Annotated in this window: 15 protein-coding genes; 13 read left to right on the top strand and 2 right to left on the bottom strand. The window is 36.1% G+C overall.

The window, feature by feature from the left end:
- Nucleotides 1-7: 7 nt before the first annotated feature.
- The 13 genes from K348_RS0116810 (at nt 8) to K348_RS0116750 (ending at nt 13,900) form a co-directional block, all read left to right on the top strand.
- The gene (locus tag K348_RS0116810) at nt 8-1,693 is read left to right on the top strand and encodes an ABC transporter ATP-binding protein (RefSeq protein ID WP_081852603.1); all 1,686 of its coding nucleotides are present in this window, start codon (nt 8-10) and stop codon (nt 1,691-1,693) included.
- Between the two features lie 47 nt (nt 1,694-1,740).
- Complete coding sequence (locus K348_RS18890) at nt 1,741-2,607, top strand: hypothetical protein (RefSeq protein WP_051697988.1); 867 nt, start codon at nt 1,741-1,743, stop codon at nt 2,605-2,607.
- 5 nt (nt 2,608-2,612) lie between these two features.
- A complete protein-coding gene (locus K348_RS0116800; RefSeq protein ID WP_029906706.1) occupies nt 2,613-3,083 on the top strand; it encodes a S24/S26 family peptidase in 471 nt (156 codons plus the stop codon).
- Between the two features lie 64 nt (nt 3,084-3,147).
- On the top strand, nt 3,148-3,660 hold the full coding sequence (locus tag K348_RS0116795; RefSeq protein ID WP_231496819.1) for a DapH/DapD/GlmU-related protein: 513 nt from the start codon (nt 3,148-3,150) through the stop codon (nt 3,658-3,660).
- A 16-nt stretch (nt 3,661-3,676) separates the two neighbouring features.
- On the top strand, nt 3,677-4,789 hold the full coding sequence (locus tag K348_RS0116790; protein ID WP_029906704.1) for a glycosyltransferase: 1,113 nt from the start codon (nt 3,677-3,679) through the stop codon (nt 4,787-4,789).
- Nucleotides 4,786-5,943 (top strand): glycosyltransferase, encoded by a 1,158-nt coding sequence (locus K348_RS0116785; RefSeq protein ID WP_051697986.1) that lies wholly within the window; start codon nt 4,786-4,788, stop codon nt 5,941-5,943. Before K348_RS0116790 ends, K348_RS0116785 begins: the two co-directional genes overlap by 4 nt.
- Nucleotides 5,940-6,902, top strand: a complete 963-nt coding sequence (locus K348_RS18885) for a glycosyltransferase family 2 protein (protein ID WP_051697984.1) — start codon at nt 5,940-5,942, stop codon at nt 6,900-6,902. The genes K348_RS0116785 and K348_RS18885 overlap by 4 nt, the downstream gene beginning before the upstream one ends.
- A gap of 8 nt (nt 6,903-6,910) precedes the next feature.
- Nucleotides 6,911-8,056 carry a polysaccharide pyruvyl transferase family protein gene (locus K348_RS0116775; protein ID WP_029906701.1) on the top strand — a complete coding sequence of 382 codons (1,146 nt, stop codon included), beginning with the start codon at nt 6,911-6,913 and terminating at the stop codon, nt 8,054-8,056.
- Nucleotides 8,053-9,138 carry a glycoside hydrolase family 88 protein gene (locus tag K348_RS0116770; RefSeq protein ID WP_029906700.1) on the top strand — a complete coding sequence of 362 codons (1,086 nt, stop codon included), beginning with the start codon at nt 8,053-8,055 and terminating at the stop codon, nt 9,136-9,138. The genes K348_RS0116775 and K348_RS0116770 overlap by 4 nt, the downstream gene beginning before the upstream one ends.
- Entirely contained in the window at nt 9,125-10,651 is a 1,527-nt protein-coding gene (locus K348_RS0116765; protein WP_029906699.1) for a hypothetical protein, read from the top strand. Before K348_RS0116770 ends, K348_RS0116765 begins: the two co-directional genes overlap by 14 nt.
- Nucleotides 10,648-11,829, top strand: a complete 1,182-nt coding sequence (locus tag K348_RS0116760) for a glycosyltransferase (RefSeq protein ID WP_029906698.1) — start codon at nt 10,648-10,650, stop codon at nt 11,827-11,829. Before K348_RS0116765 ends, K348_RS0116760 begins: the two co-directional genes overlap by 4 nt.
- Nucleotides 11,826-12,875: a glycosyltransferase family 4 protein gene (locus tag K348_RS0116755; protein WP_029906697.1), complete on the top strand. Its 1,050-nt coding sequence runs from the start codon at nt 11,826-11,828 to the stop codon at nt 12,873-12,875. The genes K348_RS0116760 and K348_RS0116755 overlap by 4 nt, the downstream gene beginning before the upstream one ends.
- Nucleotides 12,872-13,900: a glycosyltransferase family 2 protein gene (locus K348_RS0116750; protein ID WP_029906696.1), complete on the top strand. Its 1,029-nt coding sequence runs from the start codon at nt 12,872-12,874 to the stop codon at nt 13,898-13,900. The genes K348_RS0116755 and K348_RS0116750 overlap by 4 nt, the downstream gene beginning before the upstream one ends.
- Here the strand turns inward: K348_RS0116750 and K348_RS0116745 are convergent, their stop codons facing one another.
- Both K348_RS0116745 and tssR read right to left on the bottom strand, forming a co-directional pair.
- Entirely contained in the window at nt 13,901-15,673 is a 1,773-nt protein-coding gene (locus tag K348_RS0116745) for a hypothetical protein (RefSeq protein WP_029906695.1), read from the bottom strand.
- A 30-nt stretch (nt 15,674-15,703) separates the two neighbouring features.
- Entirely contained in the window at nt 15,704-18,193 is a 2,490-nt protein-coding gene (tssR, locus tag K348_RS0116740) for a type VI secretion system protein TssR domain-containing protein (RefSeq protein ID WP_029906694.1), read from the bottom strand.

Raw genomic sequence — 18,193 nt, 5'->3', positions numbered from 1 at the left:
CTTTTGTATGAATTTAAACCTATACCTGAAACTGCTTCCGTATCGATTTCGAAAGAGAGCGGCCCGAATAGTTATCATCGGTATAATAAACAGACTGTTGGATTTAGTTGGATTAGCCTCGTTGCTACCAATTATCATAGTAATTATGAATCCGGCAAGTATTCAGTCAGACGGTTCTTTTATGTCACGCCTTTTCGAAATCATGGATTTGGAATCTCTGGCACAATTCGGCATTATATTAGGAGTAGTTGCTCTGATGTTATTACCACTCAAAAGCGTTATTACAATCTGGTTGGGAAATATTCAGAATAAATATTATCTGGAAATATATAAATATTATTCCTTAAAACTTTATAATTATTATCACGAGAAGGGCCTTTTATTTATACGTCAAACATATTCTTCGCAATTAGCGTTTCATATCAATGGTGCTTGTTACGGATTTGCAACCAATATCATCCGAACTATCTTGGACTCTGCATCTAACCTTGTGATAACACTTCTTTTAGCAAGTTTTCTAGTCTGCCTCGCACCTATGGCCTCTCTGATATTATTGGTGGCTATGCTGCCCGTATCTCTGTTATATCTGGCTGTAGTAAGGAATAAATTAAAAAAGATCGGATTGGATGCATACGAAGCCCGGCGCAGACAAGCGCAGATTGTACAGGAAAGCCTTAAGGGGCATGTGAGTCTGAGAGTTAACGATTCATTCGATAGAATAAGCGAAGAATTTGAAAACGGGCTGGATACAATATTCAAAGCAGATATAAAAAATTCGATTTATAAGCAAATTCCATCCGTAATCTTTCAGATATGCATTGTTGTTGCACTTATCATATTACTTCTTGAAGGAGTGGCTAACGGCACATCTGTCAATTCTTTTATAATCTTCGGATTTATAGCCATCAGGATAATGCCTTCGATACTGACTCTCATAAGTAGCTGGCATACACTTCAGAACAACCAGTATGTAACAAATGTCATTAAAGGTATAGAAGAAGATGATGATAACAGGAATGAGGAAAATGAAGAATGTCTGCAGCCGATAAGTCTAAATGAACAGATAGAATTAAGAAATATCACTTTTGCTTTCAATGCAGATGAGCCTATGTTTTCAAACTTTTCATTAAAAATAGGCAAGGGTGATATAATTGGCTTCAGAGGAAACTCCGGATCAGGAAAAAGTACTCTATTCAATCTGTTACTGGGTTTCTACGTTCCGCAACAGGGAGGTGTATATATAGACGGAGTAAAGTTATCTTCTCAAAACAGGAAAAGCTGGCACAAAATGGTAAGCTATGTAGAGCAGGATGTATTTATAAAGAATGATTCTGTGATAAAAAATATAGCGATGTCGACAGACAAGCCTGATAGAGGCAAGATACTTTTTATATTAGAACAAGTAGGACTAAAAACATGGTACAACAGTCTGAAAGACGGATTAGACACCATTATTGGAGAAGGGGGCACCACCATTAGCGGAGGAGAAAAGCAACGGTTAGGTATAGCAAGGGCATTATATAAAAACCCGGAAGTGTTATTTGTCGACGAAGCTACTTCTGCCCTCGATGCTAAAAGAGAAGAGGATATCGTTTCACTACTTTATTCTCTGGCTTCCGGCAATTTTACACTTTTGATAATATCGCATCGGGAACGTACGCTCCGGTTTTGTAATCGTATAATTGAGATATAAGTAATTGTCTTGATTACTTCTTTATAAAACAGTTTCACAGAGATAAAATGAAAAAAATATATTCTATCGCGGACTTGAATGTAGAACTGAATGGAGAACAAACCTTGCAGCGGGTAATTGACTTACCCGGATTCGATATATTCGAAATAGAGAATCCCGGTCAAGAAAATGTAGATATCCGTATACTGATGGACAGAGACATCGATACTGCTAATCTTATAGAAATCTGCCCTATTCATCGTTTTAAAGTATTGGATGTAGATCATTGTTTTTCAGCACACAGAGATGGATATTGCTTTGAGATGCATAGGCTAGACAAAAGCAGAATCGTCAGTATAACTTATAATCCTCATGAAAATATTGTTTTTATGTCTCCCTGCGATTGTAATATGTCTATTAAATACGCGGTATGGATTGCATATCTTCTTGCTGCAGTCAACAGGAATGTAATTCCTATACACGCTTCGGCAATAGTAAAAAATTCGCAGGCCGTTCTCTTTCTTGGTGAATCAGGGACAGGAAAAAGCACCCATACAAGGTTGTGGCTCCAATATATCGAAGATTCTCACCTGCTGAATGACGATTCACCTCTCTTATGCATTAAGAATGATAAAATATTAGCCTATGGTTCACCTTGGAGTGGAAAAACCGATTGCTACAAGCAGGAAATATTTCCCTTAAAAGCTATAGTCAGACTTAAGCAATATCCAGAAAACGTCATGACTCGTTTTGGAAAACTAAAATCGATCGGGGCTATTCAACCTTCTTTTCCCCCTTTCTTAGCTTATGATGAGTTTTATACTCAAAAAATAATTTTCCTGATAGATAGGATAGTTAGTTATATACCTGTATATGAATTTAAGTGCCTTCCGGACAAACAAGCAGCAGAAATGGCATATGCCGAAATACATTGATTTATATGGCTGTGAAAGAGATATCTAACAATTTGTTTTTTGCGAATGTCGAGAGCATAATTAATTCGGGTAACTCAGTAGAGCTCAAAGTTAAGGGAACGAGTATGTATCCTGCATTGCGAAACGGGAAGCATAAAGTGGTTCTTGTTCCTTATCGAAAAGAATTTCTCAGAATTGGTATTATAGCCCTTTTTATACATAATCAAAAACACATATTGCATAGGCTTGTATCTATCGATAACAATATTTTGACATTTCAAGGGGATAACCTTCCTTATGTAAAAGAATATATTGAAGAAAAAGATATAATAGCCATAGTGGAATTCATTATTACGCCCGACGGTAAAGTTACAGACTGTAAAAAGCAATGGTTCTTTATTAAAAACAAATTATGGCGGCCCATATATAAGAATCATATTTTGTTTATGAGAAAAATAAAGAGCCTCTTTTACAAAGCATTCGTTATCTCCAATTAAAAGAAGATATTATATGTTCAACAGGTGCATCAACTTTATAAAATCCCGCATAAGAAAATTTTTTTTGGATGAGTACTGGCTTGACGATTATATAAAATTAGGAATGAAAGTAGGCAACAACTGCTCTATACAACCCGGACTAACTGTCGATGTAAGTCATTGCTGGCTCATAGAAATAGCAGACAATGTGGTTATCGCACCACAGGTTTATCTGCTGGCACATGATACAAGTACAAAAAAATATACAGGATATACGAAAATTGGTAGGATAAACATCAAAAAAAATGTTTTCATCGGAGCACGATCAATGATTATGCCGGGTGTCACCATAGGTGAGAACTCTGTGATAGGTGCAAATAGTGTAGTAATAAAATCAATTCCGGATAATGTTGTCGCAGCCGGCAATCCGGCAAAAGTGATATGTTCGTTAGAAGAATATCAAGAGAAAACCGATGAGATTTTCAGAAATGCTCATATATTTTCAGATGAATATACTTTACGTAAAAAAATTGATAGGGATAAGAAACAGCAAATGAGAGTTCTGTTGACATCAGATAAAGCCGGTTTTGTAGAATAAATTATTTGTACTGAACATGGAGCCCAAAATAAAAGTATTGTTTTTTATAGAATCGCTTGCCGGAGGCGGAGCTGAAAAAATACTTTTTACAATCGTAAATCATATAGACAAAGATAAATTCGATATTACGGTGGCTACAGTAGTAGCGGATGGTGTATATGTGAATCAGATCAGCAGGTTGGCTAAGTTTAGACCATTGATAAGTACCCGTAATAAAATATTATATAAAATATTATATCATCTGATCTATTTTTATTTACCACTAAAAATGGTGTATAATTTATTCATGCCAAAAGGAAATAATGTCGAGATTGCTTTCTGTGAAGGTTTTGCTACAAAATTGCTGGCTTTCTCTCCAGCTAAAAAAAAGTTTGCGTGGGTGCATACCGATATGTTGCTCAATCCGTGGACACAAGGGATAGTTTATTCGTCGATAGATAAAGAAAGAAAAACATATTTAAGATATGACAAAGTAATATGTGTTTCAGAAACCGTAAGAAAATCCATTCAAACCAAATTTGAGATAGAAGCTAATACGATATACAATCCTATTGATAGTGAAGAGATTATTAATAAATCGAAAGAAAAAGTTTCTTTACCTACAAAAAAGAGACTTCGGTTTGTTAGCATTGGCCGTCTGGTTGAACAAAAAGGATTTGACCGATTGATAAAGGTTATCAATAAACTCAAAAACGAAAATCTGGATTTTGAATTATGGATACTGGGGGATGGACCTGAAAAGAAAGATTTAGAGGATTATATCGAAGATAATCACTTGATTAATTACGTGAAAATATGGGGGTTCATCTCCAATCCATATCCGTATATAGCAGCCAGTGATATTTTTATCTGCTCGTCACGATGCGAAGGATATAGCACAGCGGTAACAGAAGCACTAATTCTTGGAATCCCTGTAATTACTACTCTTTGTGCCGGAATGACAGAGCTTTTAGGAGATAATAAATATGGGATTATAGTACAGAATGAGGACATGGCCCTACTTGAGCCTATGAAAAAAATTATTTGTGATCGAAATTATCTTACTATGCTAACAGATAAGGCAAGGGAAAGGAGTAAAGATTTCTGCATATCGTCTTTAATGAATCCGATAGAGAAATTGTTGAGATGAAAAAGAAAGAGATTGCATTTGTAGTCAACGGTCTTTACGGCGGAGGTGCGGAGAAGATATTGCAGGTAATTCTAAATAATTTCGATTGGCAGAAATACAATATTACTCTTATTAATCATAGGGAAGAAGAGATTATCAATGAACTTTATCCTGCCGATATTAAATACAAAAGCATACTTAAGAATACAGAAAAAAGGAAATCGAAAAGAGGCAGGCTTTGGGTCAAAATATATAATAAAGTCAATCTTATTATATATGATAAATTTTCTTCCCGTATTTTCCGATGGCTTTATTTAAGAGATAAATTCGATGTTGAAATTGCTTTTATTGAAGGTTACGCTACACGTATAGTCAGCGGTGGCCGATCTGATAGAAAAATAGCATGGGTACACATCGATTTGAAATTATCTCCATGGACAGATATAGCATTCCGATCTAAAAAGGAACAGATTGAATGTTATACATGTTTCGATGAAGTAGTTTGTGTTTCTGATAGCGTAAAGGAAACCGTTGAAGAGTTGTTTTCCCGTCAGTCTATAGTTATCCATAACCCTATCGATACAAAAGAAATTCAAAAAATGTCTTCTCTTTTTACTGTTGAAAGAGAAAATCAACCAATACTTTTCATATCAGTTGGGCGATTAGTTCCACAAAAAGGATATGATCGGCTGATTCCTATTATCGGTAAGCTAGTTGCTGAGGATTTCGATTTAAGATTATGGATAGTAGGCGAAGGTACGGAAAGAAAATCTTTGGAAGAATTAATCCAGAAATGGCATCTTGAAGGAGTTGTTAAATTATTGGGATACAAAAGTAATCCATATCCATATATGGCAGTCTCTGATATTTTTGTTTGTTCGTCGCGAAGCGAAGGATACAGTACGGCCGTAACTGAAGCATTAGTATTGGGAATTCCTGTAATCACCACACTTTGCGCAGGAATGAGAGAGCTTCTGGAGGATGATAAATATGGGGTGATAGTAGAAAATGATGATATCGCTTTATTAGAGGGAATAAGAGATATACTGAAGAATAAGGATCAACTCATAAAATATAAATCACAAGCAAAAAAAGCTGCCGGTCGCTTTTCTTTAGAACATCAGATGAATAAAATATACAATTTAATTGATAGAAGTTCCTCTTCTGTTATATGAATATATCAGTCATAATCCCTGTTTATAATACTGAACAATATCTGGAGGAATGTCTGGATTCGTTATTATTACAGCAATTTCAGGATTGGGAATGCCTGCTTATTGACGATGGCTCTACCGATGGTAGTGGTAATATATGTGACCGATATGCTCAAAAAGACAGCCGCTTCCGTGTTTTCCATACTATAAATTCCGGCGTATCTGCTGCACGGAATCTTGGGATAGAACACGCATCGGCACCATATATTGCATTTATAGACAGTGATGATACAGTCGATAGTACATATCTTTCACAGCTTTATGAAGCAATCATAGAACAGAAAACGGAATTAGTGGTTTGTGGAATTAAGCTTATTCGTCAGTCAGGAACAGAAATAAATTGTGTAAATAAAGGCCTGATTACTATCGGAAATAAAGATGCTGACCGTTTTACCGAACTGAACGAGAAACACCTATTATATGGCCCGGTTATTAAACTCTACCGTTCGGATATCATCAAAGAAAAAGAAATAAGATTTCCTATTGGAATACAATATGGTGAAGATCTTATATTCAATTTAGAATATCTGGAATATGTAACTACCATTTCTACCATAGATTCATCTGGTTATAATTATCGGATTATATTGGAAGGTTCGCTCTCCTCTTCAGCTCAAAGACTGGATTTTAAAATGAATTATGAGCAATGGAAAATTATCTGTTCTTTTTTTGAAAGGAAAAAAATAGATGGTATAAATACTCAAATATATTTATCCAACCGCTTATGGGGAATTGCTTATGATTTGGTAATGAATAATAGGCTATCTGTAAATGAAATAAAGTATACTCTTTGTTGTGATGTAATACATAGTTTGAAAACCTTTGATAAGTATACTATTTGTATTCCCAAATGGCTGAAAATAGTTTTATTAAAAAGATTCTACGGGCTGATGTGGCTGATACAACGAAGAGTTAAATAAATAATAATATGAAGATCATTCTTTCACCGCACGGCGGGAGTGGTAATCACGGATGCGAAGCAATAGTCAGGTCTACATTAAGTATGCTCGAAAAAGCAGATTTTCATTTATTTTCTTCATCCCCTGAAGAAGATACCAGATACGGATTATCTGACCTTTGCAAAATATCTTCTCCCCAAAAACCAATCAATCGTTTTTCAATACCATATCTTCAGGCCCGTATAAGTGGAAATCAGGAAAGATTTGACAGGCTGGTGTTTGATCCGATTATCAAAGCTGCAAGGGAAAGCGATATGATGTTGAGTATCGGTGGTGATAATTATTGCTACGGAATCAATGATCATATTTTATTGGTAAACAGGGCAATCAGGAAGATGGGGAAAAAAACTGTATTGTGGGGATGTTCCATAGAACAGGATGCAATAGATAATAATGTCGTTTTTGAAGATTTATCTGCTTTCGATTCGATAATTGCGCGGGAGAGTATTACCTACAATTCTTTAAAGAAAAAAGGGCTAAAGAGAGTATCTTTATTTCCTGATCCTGCCTTTCAACTTAATCGGATAGATCTCCCTCTACCCAAAGATTTCAAAGACGGGAATACAGTAGGGATTAATATAAGCCCAATGATTATCAGCTACGAAAAAAATGAAGGTTCTACATTCAAGAATTACGTCAGACTGATAGAATATATATTAACTTCTTCAGATATGAATGTAGCCTTAATCCCCCATGTGGTCTGGGCACATAATGACGACAGAAAACCACTTTTGCAACTGTATGAACACTTTGCATATACAGGAAGGGTAATTCTCTTAGAAGATGCCACATCGCCCGAACTTAAAGGATATATAGCCCGCTGCCGTTTCTTTGTAGCAGCGCGTACACATGCTAGTATTGCCGCATACTCCGAAAGTGTGCCCACATTAGTTGTTGGCTATTCGGTGAAAGCAAGGGGCATAGCCCGGGATATTTTCGGAACAGAAGATAACTATGTAATACCCGTCCAGTCTTTGACAAAAGACAATCAACTGACCGAAGCTTTTAAATATTTATACAGACACGAAACTGATATTAAAAAACATTACGCTTCAATGATGAAGCAATATAAGGCAAAAGCAGCAGAAGCTGTAAATGATATTTTGAAAATATGATATTAGTTTTATCACTATTTACCATAATCCTTATTTTTATAGGATTTGACTTTGTCTTATTCTTCTATGAATGGCAAGCTAGAATACACATAGGCCGGTGGAACGATCGACTGGAGTGGCAGAAGGCTATAGAAGCTAAAGCCCATAAATGGTTGAGAAGGTCTCCTACGGTAAAACTGACTGATAACAATTACTGGGTTCTTTACGACGTATTGCGAGGCCGATACCGCAATAGAACAATACAAAGCTGGCAAGCAGCGGGACTATTAATTGCTTTTGGCAAAGAGGAATCAGCACAATATGCAAACCGGGTAATAGATGACGACACAAATGATTGGAAAGTAGAGCCTGCTCATATAGATGAAGTATTATTGGCATACGTTCTGAAAAAAAACGGAGTATTATCTCAAAAGGCTGAGGCATCAATTCTTTCGCTTTTGTTGAATTTGAAAGGTAAACAAACGACTATTCCTTACAGATCAACCATTCCCAATGTGAGGTTTGTAGATACTATAGGAATGGCTGTACCTTTTCTTTTCCACTGCGGAGAATCAGAGCTTGCTATGAAGCAAATAGTGGAATATGACAAGGCAAAACTATCAGGTACTTCTATCCCCTCGCATGCATACGACATAATCCATAATGTACCTTTAGGAATATATGACTGGGCACGCGGCATTGGGTGGTATATTCTCGGACTTGTGGAATCCAATACAAAAGGATTATTAAATAACCGTATCATTTCATTAGCAGAAGAACTATTGCCTTATCAAAAAGCAGAAGGAGGATTCGGGGCTATGTTTTTCAATAAAGAAGCTGTAAGCGAATCATCCGGTACGGCCCTGATAGGTTTGTTAATGATAAATGCGTACCGTATCAGTTCTGATTCCCGATTTCTGGATGCTGCTTTTCGTGCAGAAAAACAATTAATGGCATCAACCCGCAGAACAGGTGCAATAGATTTATGTCAGGGCGATACGAAAGGTATTGGTTATTATTCCACCACTTTTTCAGTTATGCCTTTTGCTCAGGGGATTGCACTAAAGTTATCAAAAGAGCTCAACGCATATGCGAACCGATAACTCCCGGAAGAATTTTATTGCCAGTCTTTCAATCATGTTTGCGATGACTCTTCTGGGTTTTGTCACCCGAAAAGTCTTCGTAGATAATATCGGTGTTCAATATCTCGGGCTGAATGGCCTGCTCCTAAATATTCTGGGAGTGGTTTCTTTACTCGAAGGCGGTTTCGGAACCAGCATTGTTTACAATCTGTACAAACCGCTAGCCGAAAAAGATGAACCGCGTATTATTGCGCTCATCCAATTATACCGGAAAATATATCGTTACATCAGTCTCGGTATACTGATTATGGGGCTGGCGATATACCCTTTTCTCGATGTCTTTATTAAAGACGGGGATTCACTGGAATATGTTTCTATAGTATTTTTCATTTTCCTTTTTAACAGTATAGTTCCCTATTTTGCTGCTTATAAATGGTCATTAATCAATGCAGATCAGAAACAATATAAACTCGCTGCAATCAATCTTGGATATCAGATAGGAGTAAATCTGACTAAATTAGCCATTCTCTATTATACAAAAAATTACATTTTATACCTGCTTCTGGAATCGCTCTTTCTTGTCGGATACAATGTTGCAATCACTCAAAAAGTTAATCGTTTATATTCATATATCAAAACTAAAGTAAGATACGAAGTCGATAAGTCTACGCGAAAGCAAATTATTACGAATTCCAAGGCACTTTTTTTACATAGTTTAGGCGGTTATTTAATGCATTCTACAGGTAATATAGTTATTTCTTCATTTGTCAGCATCGCCGTAGTCGGTTTATATTCCAATTATACATTGATAACAAGCTATATAAACAGCCTTATCACACAGACTCTAAATAGTTTTTCCGAGAGTGTAGGCAACCTTATCGCTACCGAAAGTGACAGCCGCGTGAATGAGGTTTTCAATACTATATTCCTGCTGAATTTTATCATAGTTTCTCTGCCTGTCATTATCCTTTCAAATACGATTAATCCATTTATTGTATGGTGGCTGGGTTCAGAGTATTTATTAGATGCGGCCACTGTAGCCATTATTCTGATCAATCTTTATATTATGGGAATGCGTGTTTCCGTACAAATTTTCAAGGTAAAATCAGGAATTTTTACACAAGATCGTTTCTCGCCACTTATACAGGGTTGTCTAAATATTATCTTATCACTTATCTTGGTACAATTCTGGGGTATAACAGGGGTCCTGCTTGCATTCACCATTAGCATACTATCTATAGGGTTTTGGCAATTCCCATATCTTGTTTACAGACATACATTCAAGAAGCCACTCCGGCTTTATTTCATAAGATATGCGAAATATACTTTGATTGCACTTATTTCATGGGCAGTAGCATATTGCTTATGTCATCTTATAAGTAACAACTCGCTTATCGATATTATTCTAAAAGGTATGATTTCTTTAATCACACCGGTGTTATTCTATTATTTGATATTTGGTAAAACCGAAGAGATGCAAAGATTTTTATTCACTTATATTAAACCGATGTTCGTCAGGTTATTAAAAAAATGAAGAAACGGTTATTTATTTCAATTCAATATATGGAGATCGGGGGAGTAGAACGTTCGTTGCTCGGTCTTCTGGATAGTATAGACTATTCACGCCTCGATGTAGATCTTTTTATATATCGCCATTCGGGAGAATTGATGCAGTTCATTCCTTCTAAAGTAAACTTACTGCCGGAGAATCCTATATATACAACACTTACACGTCCTATAGTCCAGATTGTACGCGAAGGATATTGGAAGATGGCCTTGGCTAGGTTATATGCAAAATTTCAGGCGAGATTTTTTAGCAAGAGAAATAAAAATAATGACGAAAATTATTCGATATATCAATATGTTGCCGATGCTACCACTCCTATTTTACCCGCTATAAACAATATCGTATACGATTTAGCAATAAGCTTCATAACTCCCCATAACATAGTAAAAGATAAAGTGAATGCTAAACGTAAAATTGCATGGATACACACTGATTACTCAAATGTCACTATAAATGCAGAGCGCGAATTAAAGACGTGGAGTGCATACGGCTATATTGCTGCTATTTCGAAAGAAGCGAAAAAAGCATTTATATCTAAATTTCCGTCTTTGTCTGAGAAGGTAATTGTGATTGAGAATATCCTTTCTGCAAATTTTGTCCGCGAACAAGCACTGCTGGAAAAACCGGAATTATATGGCCAAATAAAGCTTCTTACTGTAGGCCGCTTCTGTTATCCGAAGGCATTTGATCAGGCAGTGCGGATATGTGCGGATTTAGTAAAAAGGGGTATTCCTGTAAAGTGGTACGCTATAGGCTATGGAGATGAAGAAATTCTCCGAAATGCAATACAAGAGTGCGGAATGCAGAAGCATTTCATCATTCTAGGAAAGAAAACAAACCCATATCCTTATATTGCTGCCTGTGATATATATGTGCAACCTTCCCGCTATGAGGGAAAAGCGGTTACTGTAAGGGAAGCTCAGGTACTGGGAAAACCGGTTGTAATAACTGCATTCAATACTTCTGCAAGCCAATTGATAGATGGTTATGACGGGCTTATTGTTCCAATGGATATTGATGGTGCTGCCTCAGGAATTGAATATCTCATAAAGAATAAATCATTGCAGGAAGAGTTTCGCAAAAATATGGCTGCAACAGATTATAGTAACACCAAAGAAATCAATCTCATATATAATTTATTATGAGGTTATTGTATATAACGAATGGTTTTACGGGAATCGGCGGTCTTGAACGCGTCCTGTCTGTGAAAGCCTCCTATCTTGCTGAAAATCTAGATTACAATATCTGTATAGTTTCGCTTAACGAGAAAGGAAAAGAACCATTCTATAAATTCAGTTCAAAAATAGTTTTTCATTCGATAGATACGACCATTAGTCGTTTCGAATATTTTTCGGGTATACGTCGTATCGTGAAGGATTTTAATCCTGATGTTGTTTCTGTTTGTGATGATGGACTAAAAGGCTTCTTCGTTCCGCTCTGGGTCGGAGGAAAAGCTAAGATAATCTATGAAAGGCATGTCTCGAAAGAAATGGTTACCCAAGGTAAAAAACCTAATCTAAAACAAAGAATATCCTTTTTATTGATGAATATAGGGTGTAGGCTCTATGACAGGTTTATTATACTGACAAATGACAACAAGCAGCAATGGAAATCCGCAAATGTAGAAATAATACCTAATCCGCTCCCTTTTTATCCCGATTCGGTCTCTAAATTAGATAATAAACGTATCATTGCTGTTGGAAAAGTGTGTAGACAGAAAGGTTATGATCGTTTGGCTGAGGCTTGGAAATTAATTGAACACAAATATCCGGATTGGAGAATCGATATATATGGTTCGGTCTCTGATAATAGTAATCTGATAGAGGATATAAAGGGAATATGTATAAAAGAGCCTGTCAGCGATATACAAAAAGAGTATTTATCTTCCTCCATTTATGCATTGCCTTCCCGCTTCGAGGGCTTCGGAATGGTACTCATAGAAGCTATGGCCTGTGGAGTTCCCTGCGTGGCATTTGATTGTCCGTGCGGCCCACGAGACATAGTAAGCAATGGAGAAGACGGATTTTTGGTAGAAAACGGGAATATAGAACTATTTGCCAAACAATTATCAATATTGATCGAGAATGATCATCTACGCAAAAAAATGGGAAAAAATGCCCGCCTGAATGTTCAACGATATGATATCGACACAATAGCCCGTCAATGGGATAAGCTTTTTAAAAGTTTATGATAAGCATAATTGTACCTGTTTATAATGCAGGTCTTTATTTAGAAAGATGTTTGAATAGTTTGTTACAACAAACTTATCGTAATATAGAAGTGATCTGTATCGATGATGGTTCACAAGACGATAGCAATTCTATTCTGAATAAATATTCGCAGAAAGACCTTCGTATAAAAGTAATTACTCAAGAAAACAACGGTATAGCTTCCGCTCGCAACAGGGGCTTGGAGGAGGCGAAAGGCGAATGGATTATGTTTGTCGATTCTGATGACTGGATTGATATTACTACCTGTGAGAAAGCAATAGAAACGGCTTTAAGTAAGAACGTTGATGTAGTGTTTTGGGCATATATCCGCGAATTCACGGATGGCAGGAAGAGTCCGCGCTTTCTAATGGAAGAAGATAAACTATTCGACGAAAAGAATATCAGATCGCTACATCGTAAGATAGTAGGCCCCCTTGGACCAGAATTGCGTGACCCGACTTTGCTTCATTCGTGGGGAACAGTATGGGGAAAACTATATTTACGTAAAGTGATTTCCAAAATCAGATTTACAGATACGAAAGTTGTAGGCTCGGCCGAAGATGTCTTGTTCAACATGGAAGTATTTGCTGATGTAAAAAGGGCATATTATATAAATGAGCCTATGTATCACTACCAAAAGAATGCCAAATCATTTACCGGTGGTTATAATGAATATCTCAATGAACGGTGGCTAAATCTTTATGCTATGATGTCGGATATAATTATTAAACACAGTCTCCTTTGTGATTTTGTTGAAGCACTAAATAACCGGATTTTATTAGGAATAATAGGACAAGGAATAAATGAATGCAAATCGTCACATAACATACGAGGCAAAATAAATACAATAAAGCAACTAATAACACAACAACACTATCGACAAGCAGTGCAGAATTTGCGGCTTAATTATTTTCCTTTTCATTGGCGCTTATTTTTCCAAGCAGCAAAAAATGGTAATGCAACAATACTTTATCTTCTCCTACTTATAATTTACAGCAGAACTTAATTACATTATAAGCTTTAATCTATAATTAAAGTTTTCCGGAGATCGTTTTGATAATCCCACAAGAAGATTTTTCATGGTATCTCTTTGAGTAAATACATTGATATATTTAGACTTAGGTGTAATTTGTATCTCCATCACCATAACTATACCTTCTTTAGCCTTGTTGCTAATAACAGCTTTACGAACTACGTCTATACTTTCCACATATTTACCAATCTCAATTTGGCAAAAGCTCAAAATATTATGCTTTGTCAATATCCTGTCCTTTGAAGTTAAATAGAAACTGTTTATTGCCTTCAAATCTTCAAGATCAAAAAAATCCTTTCCTCCTGTAGTCGAGGTTAAAAGAATAGCCTCCGATTTATTAAGTTCGGGAATTTTATTAGCCATAAGTCGTGTGCCTGCTGATATCCCGTTCAGTAAATTTGCGTATGTGGTCCAATATGAAATGTTTACGGAAGAAACTTTTTCTTTTGGTATCAGTACTAACGAAGCTGCTTCCAGTTTTTCATTCAGCCTGTTAAGTTCAATTTTCTGAGTATCCTGGTCTTGTAATGAATATATTGAATTAAGAATGCCTATCACCTTATCGTTATCGATACCTGAAAATGCAGACCTTTCATCATGAATGATATCCGATAGACGCTCCAGATAATCTACTATACGTGGATCGTCAATATTTTTTCTTTTCGCAGCAATTACTGTATATTTCCCTTTCTCGGCTATATTGCTTATATTTTGATGATATATATTGCCTGCTGAATCGGTAACCGATTCTATATGAAGAAATTCCTGTCGTATAGCAGAGGATAATGAAATACTTCGTCCAAGGTCTTTTTCGTAAATCTCTAATTCATTATAATTCCTGTCCATAACCGGAAAGGCATTAAGCATTATAGACATTCTTTTTATATCTTCCTGTTGAAAATCAGCAGGGAATGAGAGTGATATCCAATATAATGAAGGTAACGATATAGATTCATATCCGATAATATCTGCTAACTCATCCGGAAGGCTTTTTTTATGGAGATCACGAAGATTTATTTCGGTTGCTATAGTATAGAAATGATCTTCGTAAAAATCAAGAATATCTCTTTCTCCCTTATTGAGGACTTTATTTTGTTTATCGGGAATTCCTTTTCTTACTTTGACTAACTGGTTATCGAAATTCCATCGAACCTCATTTAATATATCATAATATTCATGATGATTGGGCAAATGACAAAAATCCATATAAAAGCTTAAGTCTTTTAAAGACTTGATTTCCGGGTCGATATCCAGTCCAAGCCATATCGTATTATATTTTGCCCTATTGGAAGTATTGAATATATTTTTTCTTTCACCGGCTTCATTTATCACCCAAAGTTCTTTATCACAAAAGCAATGAGTAATTTTTATCTTATGTAACGATATATCAGTAACAGGAGTATAAGAAGCAGCGGTTATCCCCCTGCTTCTTATCTGCTCCGGCAGCTGTTTTAATACAAAGCCTGTGTGTTTATTCAATTTATAAACAGCTTCTGCCGGATCTATCTTTAATATTGCATGACTGGGACGTACATAGCTGAACATAACAGGAGATAATCGTTCAACAAGTTTACACAGAACAGAATAATCTATTTCTTCAAGTTTGTTGTCCAGCAAAAATAATTCATGGCTAGTTTCTTCAATCATCAACTGAACCAATGAATTCATATTATTGATATTATTTACGTCCCAAAGCAAATTGGCATAGTGTACTATGTCCTTCCTTATGGCTTCCTTACTTTTCATCTATCCTGCGCAATCCGTTTTTATGCCAACTTATGGCAATAATCTTCTGTCTACCCAATAATAAATCTCCCCGTTAGATTCAAACTTTTCGGCCTTATCCAACTCTTTTTTCATTTTTTTGTAATAAGTGATTAATTCATCTAAAGTTTTGTCGGATACTTTTTTCTTATCCTTCAAGTCTTTTATTTTGATAGTATTAAGTTCAACTTTAGACGTCGGACATCCCGTTATTCTGAATTGGGCCTCAGCCAAAGTAAGGAATTTCAAATTACCGCTCTTTTCTTTACATAGCTTACAATACTTTATCGGATCGATAAATGCCTGTTCCAAATGTTTACGAATCTTTTTCGTATTGATATAAGTCTTGGAAGACGCTTCATTATTAATTGTATCATTCATCATAGCTTCACGTTCAAGCTCTAGAAACAAATCATCTTCCGGACAATTACAAGGCTTACGTTTCGATGCGTCTCTTTTCTTTTGCTTGTAAACGTAATCGACCTCTTTTTCAGACAGACGAACTATGAACTCTTTTATTTCAGTCATCTCCTGCTCTGATAACATCAGATTGTAATTCTGTAGTTTATTCACCGAATCACTCAAAACAACAACCTTTGACGGGATATACCATCCGGGAACATCGTTAACAAAGCTTGTGACCAGTCTTTTACGCGATATGCCCAATGTGTCGATATTATTGCTTCTTACATAGAGACTGTCAAACTTTGTACGGTTATTACCTACCGAACGGAATGCCTTTGCCATATGTCCGACAACATCTTTATTGTCCATTTTCACCTGCTGAATAATGGTATCGACATTATTTGCCAGTACCTCCATTGGCAGCATTTCATTCTTCTGCGGGAAGAATAGAGCTCCCTGTGTTACACTATTATCAGGGAAATCCAAACGGTAACCATTGGTTTTTCCTCCGGCCGGGATATAATAATTCGCTCGTCTTATCTGTTCGGGTGAAGCCATTATTTCACGCTTTGTTTTAAGCATCTTTTTGGAATATGCACTGATTACATCTTCAATATCGAGCACGAAATTATTGTAATCATCTCCTTCTCCGCCATATACCTGGAATCCGATAAGACGGCAGTTATTTTTTATCATTCTGTTCACCAAGAGTGAATCTATTGCATTGTTGGTAACCCTCTTGTCGCCAACCAAGACAATCAGATTTGTAGCCTGTTTTTCCTTTTCAAATAATTCAACAGATTTACGCAATGCCATCCAGGAATTGCGAGCCAGCATTATCGGACGTAACTTTTGATGCTGATTAGCCTTGTGCGATAAGAAATTGATTAGTTGGGTGTAATCATTCGTAAATTCCGTATTTACAGGACGTAATATATTTCCTGATTCGTCAAAGGTCATTACAGTATTGAACTGATATTGATAATTATCGTCCGATTGTTCAAAAATAGATTTCATATTTTGTAAAGCATTTACAATCTGCGGGAATTGAGCAATTGTCTTTTCTCCTCCATCGAATACAAATGATATATTTATCTTATTCAGCTTCTTGGCAACTGCCTTAAATTTCTTGTGCGATACAGGATTCCCATCTACATTAAATACATAATTATCACTATAATCGAATATAGGCAATACCATGCGTGTTTTGAATGCCGTCAACATATTCTGGGAAGAATAAGAAGATACCGGATTATATTTTAATGTCTTGTATTGCTCTGCCAGCATATTTCCGGCATCGATCATATCTTCCGTTAAGGCAAGATTTTCGTTCTTCTTCAAAGTATATTCTTTTGCTTCTTCGGGCACACCTTTGAGATTCACATGTAATCCTGTGCCAATATCTTTTATCAAGGCATTATCTATCCAGCCCAATACGTCTGTTTTTACTTCTTCCGGTTTTATATAAGGTTTTCTTCCTATCAGTGTCATTGTATGGTCTTCTGACTCTTTCAACTGATAAACCACACTATACGGAAGAATAGCTGCAGACTGGGATTTATAGTCCAAGTCTTTATAAATTTTGATCAAATCGCTTGCGAAAAACTTTTCAGGTTCGTTAATAAATACAGTATCTGAAAATACAGCCAGCATTTTATTCTTCTTACCACTAGCAATATCAGTCACCGATTGATGATTGAGCAATAGTTTCGACATATGCATCCATCCGTAATATTCGGCATTTTTATACTCCAGTTTACCATTTTTAAGTATATCAGGGGTGTATTTTATAAGTTTAAGGTATTCACCTTTCTGGCCAATAACCAAGAACGGTTCAAGGTATTCCACATCTTTGGCTTTAACCTTGCCTCCGGCATTATGGAAAGACTGATTCTTATCTCTGTCGGAATAGACTATCCAGGGTTTTTTATTCAAGTCGGTTTTAGGGGCTTTAATATCGCCTCCACAATAGTTCAGGGAGTATTCCCGTGGAATTTTCTTTACGCGTGTAAAACGGTGTACATGGCCACATGAGGACATATATAATAAGATTCCTGTTAAGGCCAAAACGAATAATATGTATTTTTTGTAAAGCAT

It is taken from the genome of Prevotella sp. 10(H), assembly GCF_000711235.1.
In the GTDB taxonomy this organism is placed as follows: Bacteria; Bacteroidota; Bacteroidia; order Bacteroidales; family Dysgonomonadaceae; genus Dysgonomonas.
Note: the sequence above shows the minus strand (reverse complement) of the source record. Positions and strands in the feature narration are given on the sequence as shown.